We start from the raw sequence: 8,165 nt of genomic DNA, 5'->3' as shown, positions 1-8,165 counted from the left end.
ATTAGCTAAATTAACAGGATATACTCTCAGACAATTTGAAGAGAGATAGGCTTTTAGTGGCTTGGAAACAAGCTTTATCAATTTATTCATAATAAATATTGGCAGAAGATTAAAGATTACTTATTGTGACTAACCGTTTTGGTTAGAGAAAGATAAAATTGAGAATCTTCGGTCAAATTTATTGACTCAAAATCCGGTGTACTTAATTTAAATGAAACAGCCCTAGGGGTTTGGGGGGTAGAACCCCCCAAAGGCTTGGGTTGAGTGATAAAATCAGAAGTAACGCCCGATTTTAGCAGAGAGTTTCCCATTAAAAATCCCAACTTGGTAGATTGACAAAAATGAGATGCAGCCGTTAGGTTTGTCTAACACACCCAATCTTTATTATTAAAAATTAACCTTTTTGGCTATTGACAATTGAGCCATTTTGGGCTACTTTTTCGGCTAATTTTTGAGCAAGATTTAAGATATCGGAGGGGAGCATAATCACGGTACTGGTGTTATTTTCCGCGCCAATTTCCGTTAACATTTGTAGGCGGCGTAATTCCAAAGCGGCGGGATTTTCCATGATTAATCGGGAAGCTTCGGCTAATTTTAGCGAAGCTTCCTGTTCTGCGGCAGCTTTAATCAAACGGGCGCGTTTTTCTCGCAATGCTTCCGCTTCCTTGGCCATAGCTCGCTGCATAGCGGTGGGAATTTCCACATCTTTCATCTCCACCCGTTCGATATCAATGCCCCAAGGTTCGCTAATTTCATCGACAATTTGTTGGACTGCTTGATTAATTTTGTCTCGTTTTTGCAAGACATCATCGAGATGATTTTGACCAACTACATTTCTTAAAGTGGTCATGGCCGCTTGATAAACGGCCGTGGGGTAGGATTCGACTTTATTAATCGCTTTGTTGGGGTCGATAATGCGATAGTAGAGAACCGCATTAACCTTAATTGTGACATTATCGGCGGTGACAGTTTCTTGCGGGGCAATATCGACGGTTTTGGTGCGAATATCCACCCGCATTTTTTGGTCAACTAGGGGAATGATCCAGTACAGTCCGGGGCCTTTGGTGTCTTGATAACGCCCTAGGCGAAAGATAACACCACGCTGGTATTCTCGATCGATTTTAAAGCCATTTAATCCCAGAATGCCCGCTATCAACAAGAAGGGTGCTAAAAATTCCATATTAATTACCAGTTATCGGGTTCAAGTAATCACTGTGCGGTGACATCTCAACGACAATCTCCTCACGGCTGACCACTAATACATTCATTCTAGAGAGTAACCGGGCTGTCGGGGAAACTCATAACGAAATATTACAATTTTTAGGAATTGCCCAACCAGCAGGGTTGACTCGACTTCCAGACCCCGACCTGAGATAAACTACAGAATGTTATCAGAATTTACCTTGATATTATGAGCGTAGTTAGCCAAGTCATCCTCAAAGCCGACGACGAACTTCGTTATCCTAGTAGTGGTGAACTACAGGGTATCGGGCAATTTTTAAAAACCGGTGAGCAGAGAATTCGCATTGCCGAAACTCTCGCTGACAATGAGAAAAAAATCGTCGATCAGGCTCAAAAACAACTGTTCAAGAAACGTCCCGATTATAGAGCGCCGGGGGGTAATGCCTACGGTCAGCGTCAATATAATCAATGCTTGCGCGATTATGGTTGGTATCTGCGTCTAGTTACCTATGGGGTATTAGCCGGAGATAAGGGACCGATCGAACAAACCGGTCTGATCGGGGTCAAAGAGATGTATAACTCTCTTAATGTTCCCGTCCCCGGCATGGTGGAGGCGATTCGTTGTCTCAAAGAGGCCGCTTTAGGTCTTTTGACTCAAGAAGATGCCGTGGCAGCAGCCCCCTACTTCGACTTTATCATCCAGTATATGTCCTAAGCGATCGGGACAGTCCCAGAGGCCTGAAGTCTGAAAAGGAGCAATTTTCGTCTCTTTCAGGGTTCAGGCTTGACTTTTTTCAGTGATCAGTAATCAGTAATCAGTAATCAGTGAAAAGACAGTAGGAAACTGCCATTTGATGAGGCTCACTTAATACATACTGCTCACTTAATACTCAAAACTCACAACTCACAACTCACAACTTAAAACTTAAAACTCAAAACTGATAACTGATAACCGATAACTGATAACTGATTATGTTTTGGCGCATTATACTACTGACTTTTCTGATTCCATCGGTCTATGGGGTGTTTGGCTGGTCGATCGCCCATGAGCGTTTATCATGGAGTGATTGGTTACTTGTCCGCGGTGATGAGATGAATTGGACTCTCACGAGCGAATGGCTAGAAATCATCATCTATATCCTAGCGGTAGGGGTTATCCTCTCAATTGCCCTAGGATTAACTCTGTTTAGTCACTTAATGCCGGTATTTTTCCGCAGTTGGTTTAAAAACGATATTAGCGCTGTATTATCAATTCTCGGCTGGTCTTTGGCGGTAGTCTTTATCTTCCACAAGTGGGCGGTATTTAGTCGAGTTTTAATCCTGTTAGCTGCTGCTATCCTTGGTCGTCTAGAAATTCAGGAAGCAGGTTACAATAGGTGGCAAGTTTTCCTGATGCTCACCATCCTCTGCTTAGGTAGTTTTGGCTTGGGAATTTGGGCTTATAATCTTTGGGGTCACGAATTTCATCGAGTTACTACCGATTAATCTTATCTCTAATCTTTAAAAAGTATGCCCAAAAAAAATAACGATACGCTCAAACGAGTCTTAATTGTTTCCTCTGGTTTAGTATTTTTGGCTTTAATGGTGGTGCCAACTTTAGGTTTATGGAAAAATAATAATTCTAATTCCCCCCAAGGCAATCAACCTGGGCAAGAGGCAACTATTCCTCCCGAAAAATTAGCAGAAATGGTCAAAGGTTACGAGAAAATTCTCGAACGCGAACCGGATAACCCCACTGCTTTGCAAGGACTGGCCCAAGCTCGCTTACAGTTAAAAGATTTTATCGGAGCCAGAGAACCTTTAGAAAAGTTATATCAAAAATATCCCGACAATCTGGAAGTTATGCTAGTTCTTTATGGAACAAGATTACAAACTCAAGATGTTTCTGGAGCTAAAAGTATCCTAGAAAAATTAGTCAAAAATTATCCCCAAGAACCGAAGTTTAAAGAAGAATTAACTCGCTTAAATCAAGCGATTGCGGCAGCTTCCAAACAGCAACCCCCAGAACCTAAAAAGTAATGAAAAAAGAATTAATTATTGAAGCTGGGCGAAGTGAAAGACAATATCGAGAATTTTTTATCTCTTGACTTGTTGCGATTATCGACATTGCTTGGGCATTACTGCGGCCCTGCTTCGGTAAATTAGCCCCTTTACCTAGGGTTTGCTGAATAAATCTAAAAACCTTGTTGGATAATATTTTTAGGCTTTTTTAGGCACTTTTTCCCTGAAAATTAGGTAATTGACCCCCTGAAAATGGGTAAAACCCCACACCCCACACCCCACACCCCACACCCTACCCCCACGAAAAACTTTTTGCTGCAGACCCTACCTAGGAATGGCACTGCCCCCTAGACGACTAGAAAGAAACTTAGCTAATATCATCTAACCCTGACATTAGCTAACTTTGTTAGATAAGAACTTTTTTAGGAATTATGATCGGCCTATAATAATAACTGTAGTCACCCCTATCCTTTAGGGATAATTCTTGGTTTAGGGTTGATGTCCTTCAGCGCAAGCGAGATTGGTTATGAAAATTAGCGAACTAGAAAACTACTTGGCTCAGGTTAAGTCAGAGATTGGTGACATCGATATCGTCTATCAATGTCACAACCAGCACTATAGTTGGTTGGACAAAATGAGAAGCCATCAACTGAAAGTGTTAAAAAATACCGTAGACACTAAATTATTAATTTCTCTGCAATAGCCATTTTCTCTTGCTAGATGCCGGCTGAAGTCCGGTCTGTCTAATCTGCTTAACAGTTTATCTTTTCTTCGCTGTCGATAGGTTCTTAAACCAGCCGCGTCGCCAAAAGAAAATGATTAAACTGAAAGCAACGGTTAGCATCAACACCCAGACGAACACATAGCCCCAATACCATTCTAATTCGGGCATATTATAGGGGGATTTATCAGGATTAAAGTTCATGCCATAAATACCGACAATGAAGGTGAGCGGGATAAAAATCGTCGAGATTACCGTTAAAGTTTTCATAATCTCGTTCATTTTATTACTCACGGAAGACAGGTAAAAATCCATTAAACCATTGGCAAATTCCCGGTAATTTTCGATAACATCGAGGATTTGTACTACATGGTCATAACAGTCTCGTAGATAGGGTTTAATCGTTGTATCGATGACAATATACTCATCCCGTAAAAGCGCATTGAGGGTGTCCCTTTGCGGCCAAATTGCTCGTCGCAGGGAGAGTAATTCCTGACGTAGTTGGTAAATTTTTGATAAAGTCTGTTCCGTGGGACTAGCTAAAATTTCGTTTTCTAACTCCTCGATTCTTTCTCCGTAGGACTCTAAAACAGGAAAATAACCGTCAATAATTGCATCCCAAATCGAGTAGGCTAAATAACCCGATTTTTGCTGCCGGATGGAACCTTTATTCAAACGGATTCTTTCCCTAACTCCCTCTAAAGAATCGTATTGTCCTTCTTCCTGCACGGTTAAAATATAATTCTTCCCGACTATTAAACTGATTTGTTCTAACAAAAAACCCTGATGATCGATCAGGATGGCCATTGGCACTATAATTAAAATATAATTATCGCATTCTTCCACTTTTGGTCTTTGGGGAATACTGACTATATCCTCAAGGGTTAAGGGATGTAAATGAAAAATTTCCCCCAACTCTTGCAGTTTATCTTCATTACCCAAACCGACGATATCGATCCAAGAGATGGAATCATTGGATAAATATTTAAGACAGTCTTGAGGTAAGAGATTATTAACTATAGTGGCTTGTTGAGAATTATAATTAATTAAAAATATCTCGGTAGTAACGGCATTTTCATCGATGGTGATTAACCCCGGCATCGTCCCGGGTTGGTTATAGTGGTAATCGTAAAGGTGGGGTTTTGTCTGGGAGGATTTTCGCCCTTTTTTATACCTAGTTAATCTTTTGTTATTGCTCATAGTTGAGATCGATCGCTGTTTGCCTTTTTCTTAGCATTGATCGCTCAAACATTCCTCAATTTTTAGCTAACTTTAAGATTGTCCAAGATTGTTAAAAAACGAATATTAAACGTAAATGCCAATTATTAGCCGTTTCCCTCTCGATTTCGATGTGACGGATAAACTCGCGAAAATAAAAACGGCGCTCGATTTCCGATAAATCTCGCCAAAATTGCGGAAAAGCAACGGCACGAGCGATAATAGTCAGGTTATCGGGGGGTAATTGGTCTAAACGTCCTTGAATCTGCGCGATCTCGTTTTTCAGTTTATAGGCCCGTAGATTAGCCGTTTCTTGATCTAAAATTCCCGCCGCTTCTAGGGAGGGCAATTGCGACAAAATATCGTTTTTTTGCCCTATTTCCTCGCTCATTCCCCGTTTGATCCCCTCTAAATCCGGTAAAGATATCTGAGCGATCGTCGGTGGTAGGTCTTGACAAATGCGCTGGATTGTGCTATCAAGAATTTTCTCATAAGCGATCGCCGAACATTTTTTTGTCCGGGGACATTGCAAAGGTCGCAAATAGAGGTATTCTGTGCCTTTTCCTCGCGCCGTCACTTTGGTAATCGTCATCCCCGATTGACATTGACTACAGAGGACTAAACCCGCTAAGGAACGCGGGGCGCTGGCACTGCGGGGGGGTAATTTGCGATTATTTCTCAGGATGCGATCGATCTGGGCCGCTTCTTCCCGGGAGATAATCGGGGTGTGGGTATCGGGGATAATATCTTGACCGAGATAGCACAAATCGCCGCGATAAACGGGATTATTCAGCCATTTATGGGCAGTGGCTACCGATATCTTCTTGCCGTAGCGTTTTTCTAGATAGCGCACCGTGGAACGCAGGGAAGCGGAAATCAAAAAGCGATCAAAAAAGTCTTTGACTACTGGTGCGGTACTGCGATCGAGTATATAACGCTCCTTGCCACGACGATAACCGTAGGGGGCTTTTCCGGGGGGAGGCAAAGCTTGCAGACGATTGTGAGCGTGACCTGCTTTTAAACGGTTACTTAGTTCGTTTTTTGCGATTTCTTGCAGAATCTTGGCAAAATTAAGCTTATAATCCGGGTCTTCTAGGGCAATTATATCTATGTCGAGGGCTTCTAAGGATTGTAAAATTTTGCTAACTTCTGTGCCATTGTCTCCCAATTCTGCTATGCGACGCAGGATCAGCAGTCGGGGGGGAGTCCCTTGACAATCGCGGAGCAGTTGCTGTCGTTGTGAGCGATCGCCAAAATCCTGATACACTTGTTCGGGAGAATAGACCCAAATCGAGGCATCGGGGGGACTATCGAGCAGGGGATTGGTATAGGTGTAGGCGATAATTTTCATGTTTTGCCGAAATCCTCCTATAGATAAGCTGTACTGCCTTTAAACCGCGTCTTGAAAAGTTTAGTACAAATGCTCGAACTACCTCTCCCCGCTCCCAACTCCGGCGCTCATAGACAGTCTTAACCAGTAATTTAGATAGTCAACAGCTTACCCGCGGGCGAATGGAAAAGGAATTTCTGCCCATCTCCCTAACCCCCGCCAGCTGGCGATCGTTCCGCTACACTTGGCAATTTCTAGGCCGGGCGCGATTCGTCTAGGGAGAGGGTAAAGAGCGAAGGAAAACCGTGAGTATGGCGGTAATAATCGCGACGGTTACGGGGATAATCAGCGATTTCGCCCCTTTTAAATCGGATATATCCTTAACTAGCCCCGATTGTTCGTTTTCTAGCCTTTCTAACCGCTTATCCATTCCCTCGACTTTCTCGATTAATTTTGCCTGTCCTACCTCTAGTTTTGTCAGGCGATCATCGATTCGATCGATCTTTCCCTCGATCCGCGTCAGGATGGCTTCTAGGGAATAGGTGACGGTTTCTCCCGATTGACTCATAAACTAAATTCCTTGTTGCGGGGGATACTTCGCATTCTATCACTCCCGAAAGATGGCAGAATTACCAATCCAGAGGCAACGGCAACGATTATCAGCCTACAATATTACTAGGCGATCGAATAATCTCCGAAATTCAGATGAGTCAATTAAAATCTATTTCTGGGAAAAAGTTCGCCAAAATTTGAGAACGTCATTGAGAATTCAAGGTAGTCATCACATTTACTGTATTACTCGTTCAGAATGTCTATGAACCATCGTCAACAATTAATTCAAGAACTCGAACAAGCACCTGATGATCTAATAGAAACCGTGTTAGATTTTTTACATCGAGTTCAGGCAACAGGCAACAGTCATCCTCTGGCCAAGTTTTCAGGCATTTTAAGCGATTCAGAGGCCAAAGAACTACAACAAGCCATTAAAACAGAATGTCGTCAGGTAGATGTCAATGAGTGGTGAAATTGCCTTAGATACTTCTGCGGCAATTCGTTTTTTAAATGGAGACGTAGGGGTTACTAAAAGAGTGCTGGTACTACCAGAAATCATTTTACCAATGGTTGTGGTGGGAGAGTTACTATTTGGTGCGGAAAATTCCACGCGCCCCTTACAAAATTTACCTCGTTATTTGGATTTTATAGAAGCCTGTAAGGTTTTACCATTGGGGAAAGAAACCGCCTCGGTTTATGCTCAAACTCGGTTAGCTTTGAAGCGCAAAGGACGACCCATACCCATGAATGATCTATGGATTGCTGCTCAATGTATAGAAAATAATTGGGTATTGGTGACAGATGATACTGATTTTAATTATGTAGATGGACTGATTTTAGAACGTTGGTAAAGAGTGTATCACCTACAAGAATAGCGTACAATACCACTAGGCGATCGAATAATCTCCGAAATTCAGATGAGTCAATCCCCCGTCACCGATTCCCTAGAAACTGTTCTAACAAGAATCGAAGGCAAGTTAGACTCTTTACCAAAATTTTGGGTTAAAGCCCCGTCCTTTTAGGACGGCTTGATGTTAAAATAAAATTGGTTTGAATCCCCTGAGTGGGCGGTAGTGAATGGCTCGATTGAGTTGAACCCTTGAACTCGAAAGTCTGCATAAGAGACAAAAAGGGAGGGTAGCGAAAACCTCGTCAAACATA

9 protein-coding genes are annotated in these 8,165 nt (G+C 42.4%); 5 read left to right on the top strand and 4 right to left on the bottom strand.

Going from position 1 to position 8,165, the window contains the following annotated elements; all coding sequences use genetic code 11:
- Nucleotides 1-394: 394 nt before the first annotated feature.
- A complete protein-coding gene (locus EWV84_RS16400; RefSeq protein ID WP_287078861.1) occupies nucleotides 395-1,180 on the bottom strand; it encodes a slipin family protein in 786 nt (261 codons plus the stop codon).
- Nucleotides 1,181-1,411: 231 nt separating this feature from the next.
- Between EWV84_RS16400 and EWV84_RS16395 the strand changes: the two genes are divergently transcribed.
- The 3 genes from EWV84_RS16395 to EWV84_RS16385 all read left to right on the top strand — a co-directional run bounded on the left by EWV84_RS16395 (nucleotide 1,412) and on the right by EWV84_RS16385 (nucleotide 3,201).
- On the top strand, nucleotides 1,412-1,897 hold the full coding sequence (locus EWV84_RS16395; RefSeq protein ID WP_012267184.1) for an allophycocyanin subunit alpha-B: 486 nt from the start codon (nucleotides 1,412-1,414) through the stop codon (nucleotides 1,895-1,897).
- Between the two features lie 257 nt (nucleotides 1,898-2,154).
- On the top strand, nucleotides 2,155-2,667 hold the full coding sequence (locus tag EWV84_RS16390) for a hypothetical protein (RefSeq protein WP_287078860.1): 513 nt from the start codon (nucleotides 2,155-2,157) through the stop codon (nucleotides 2,665-2,667).
- A 24-nt stretch (nucleotides 2,668-2,691) separates the two neighbouring features.
- On the top strand, nucleotides 2,692-3,201 hold the full coding sequence (locus EWV84_RS16385) for a tetratricopeptide repeat protein (protein WP_286825898.1): 510 nt from the start codon (nucleotides 2,692-2,694) through the stop codon (nucleotides 3,199-3,201).
- A 742-nt stretch (nucleotides 3,202-3,943) separates the two neighbouring features.
- Here EWV84_RS16385 and corA read toward each other — a convergent pair.
- From corA to EWV84_RS16370, 3 genes are all read right to left on the bottom strand, one after another.
- A complete protein-coding gene (gene corA, locus EWV84_RS16380) occupies nucleotides 3,944-5,104 on the bottom strand; it encodes a magnesium/cobalt transporter CorA (RefSeq protein WP_287078859.1) in 1,161 nt (386 codons plus the stop codon).
- A gap of 91 nt (nucleotides 5,105-5,195) precedes the next feature.
- Entirely contained in the window at nucleotides 5,196-6,473 is a 1,278-nt protein-coding gene (locus tag EWV84_RS16375) for a recombinase family protein (RefSeq protein WP_287078857.1), read from the bottom strand.
- 253 nt (nucleotides 6,474-6,726) lie between these two features.
- Entirely contained in the window at nucleotides 6,727-7,020 is a 294-nt protein-coding gene (locus EWV84_RS16370; RefSeq protein WP_002759475.1) for a hypothetical protein, read from the bottom strand.
- A gap of 246 nt (nucleotides 7,021-7,266) precedes the next feature.
- Here EWV84_RS16370 and EWV84_RS16365 point away from each other — a divergent pair, with 246 nt between their 5' ends.
- Complete coding sequence (locus tag EWV84_RS16365) at nucleotides 7,267-7,476, top strand: hypothetical protein (protein ID WP_287078856.1); 210 nt, start codon at nucleotides 7,267-7,269, stop codon at nucleotides 7,474-7,476.
- The gene (locus EWV84_RS16360; protein WP_287078855.1) at nucleotides 7,466-7,855 is read left to right on the top strand and encodes a type II toxin-antitoxin system VapC family toxin; all 390 of its coding nucleotides are present in this window, start codon (nucleotides 7,466-7,468) and stop codon (nucleotides 7,853-7,855) included. Before EWV84_RS16365 ends, EWV84_RS16360 begins: the two co-directional genes overlap by 11 nt.
- The last annotated feature ends 310 nt before the right edge of the window (nucleotides 7,856-8,165 follow it).

This window comes from Microcystis sp. M_QC_C_20170808_M3Col (assembly GCF_007095505.1).
Lineage (GTDB): Bacteria > Cyanobacteriota > Cyanobacteriia > Cyanobacteriales > Microcystaceae > Microcystis.
Note: the sequence above shows the minus strand (reverse complement) of the source record. Positions and strands in the feature narration are given on the sequence as shown.

What these genes read in the sequence shown, in the direction of transcription:
- EWV84_RS16385 (WP_286825898.1), top strand. Translation starts at nt 2,692, where the DNA reads ATGCCCAAAAAAAATAACGATACGCTCAAACGAGTCTTAATTGTTTCC.
- EWV84_RS16375 (WP_287078857.1), bottom strand. Translation starts at nt 6,473, where the DNA reads ATGAAAATTATCGCCTACACCTATACCAATCCCCTGCTCGATAGTCCC.
- EWV84_RS16360 (WP_287078855.1), top strand. Translation starts at nt 7,466, where the DNA reads ATGAGTGGTGAAATTGCCTTAGATACTTCTGCGGCAATTCGTTTTTTA.
- corA (WP_287078859.1), bottom strand. Translation starts at nt 5,104, where the DNA reads ATGAGCAATAACAAAAGATTAACTAGGTATAAAAAAGGGCGAAAATCC.
- EWV84_RS16365 (WP_287078856.1), top strand. Translation starts at nt 7,267, where the DNA reads ATGAACCATCGTCAACAATTAATTCAAGAACTCGAACAAGCACCTGAT.
- EWV84_RS16370 (WP_002759475.1), bottom strand. Translation starts at nt 7,020, where the DNA reads ATGAGTCAATCGGGAGAAACCGTCACCTATTCCCTAGAAGCCATCCTG.
- EWV84_RS16400 (WP_287078861.1), bottom strand. Translation starts at nt 1,180, where the DNA reads ATGGAATTTTTAGCACCCTTCTTGTTGATAGCGGGCATTCTGGGATTA.
- EWV84_RS16395 (WP_012267184.1), top strand. Translation starts at nt 1,412, where the DNA reads ATGAGCGTAGTTAGCCAAGTCATCCTCAAAGCCGACGACGAACTTCGT.
- EWV84_RS16390 (WP_287078860.1), top strand. Translation starts at nt 2,155, where the DNA reads ATGTTTTGGCGCATTATACTACTGACTTTTCTGATTCCATCGGTCTAT.